This window comes from Halohasta litorea (genome assembly GCF_024494645.1).
GTDB lineage: Archaea > Halobacteriota > Halobacteria > Halobacteriales > Haloferacaceae > Halohasta > Halohasta litorea.
Map to the genome: position 1 here is coordinate 1 of NZ_JANHDJ010000032.1, position 1,143 is coordinate 1,143.

Here is a 1,143-nt window from a genome sequence, read left to right on the forward strand (position 1 = left end):
AAGCTCCTCGTTGAGAGTGTTGACGACAAAATTAAGCAGGTGCTCTTCTTCGATCTGATTGTCTGCTTGGTTTGGTTTCACACTACGTCCAAGCAGACACTTCCTCTAACCCGATGTGATCGACTGATTCTCCATATTCTGTCCTCATAAATAGATTCGAGGTAATGATGCTGTTCCGTCCTTTTTCAGAAAGGAGTTCAAACGAGCGTTCGATAAATGGGACGTAGAGGTCGCACCGTCCAGTCGCAGTTTCGTGCAGTTCTTTGTAGATGTCTCGCTGGGGTTCGTCGACGCTTTCGATGCGAACGTACGGGGGATTCTCAAGTACGATATCAAACCCGTTGGAAGCGTCGTCCCTGTCGTCATCTCCGATTGCATCATATGCGTCTGGGAATTCCATCACCCAGTGAAATGGATCAAGTTGGTCGATGTCTTCCTCAAGTAGACCCCGTTCCACGAAGGAGCGGGCCAGCTGATCCGCGGGGATGACCTCGAATATCTCTTCAGGTTTCCCGGCCATAGCATCTCGGTTGCCCAACTTGAGGTTCGCCGCCTTTTTCCATGTACGAAAGCCTAAATCGTTTAATTCCTGATCAAGATCGTCGTCGATTGGGTCGACAAACTTGAGTTTGAGCTTGACATCTCCGTTAGAGGAAGAAATAATCTCCCGAATTTCCTCTGGTTTGGAGATTTCGTCCTCTACCTTGATATCTGGAAGGTCAGCGAACCACTCGTTCAGTTGTGTCTGCAACTTGTCGTGGAGATCGTCAAGTTCGCCTCTAAGCTGTGAGATGTCCTCTTCGGCAGATTTGTATGCCTCAACATTATCCCGGTACTCTTCGAGATCTTCCTTTAGACGTTCGGCGATGAGAAGCTTCTGGCCGTCAACCGCGACTTCCGTACTCTCGAAGCCGATAAGGGAATCGCCCAAGCGGATGTTGAAATCGATATTTGGCAGCGGCTCCACCTCTTGCGGCTCGTCCTCAATATCCGCCACCATCGAGAGCCAGAGACGTAGCTTACAGATCTCGACCGCCCCTTGATCAATATCTACCCCTCGTAAGTCACGTTCGCTTACTGCGATTACTCAATAGAACCGATCTATCTCATCTCTTCCTAAGATACTATACAAATCAGCATTCA

At 49.0% G+C, this 1,143-nt stretch carries 1 protein-coding gene; it reads right to left on the reverse strand.

From position 1 onward, the window contains the following. Window positions 1-82: 82 nt before the first annotated feature. The gene (locus tag NO877_RS19690; RefSeq protein ID WP_425492979.1) at window positions 83-1,084 is read right to left on the reverse strand and encodes an Eco57I restriction-modification methylase domain-containing protein; all 1,002 of its coding nucleotides are present in this window, start codon (window positions 1,082-1,084) and stop codon (window positions 83-85) included. Window positions 1,085-1,143: the final 59 nt, after the last annotated feature.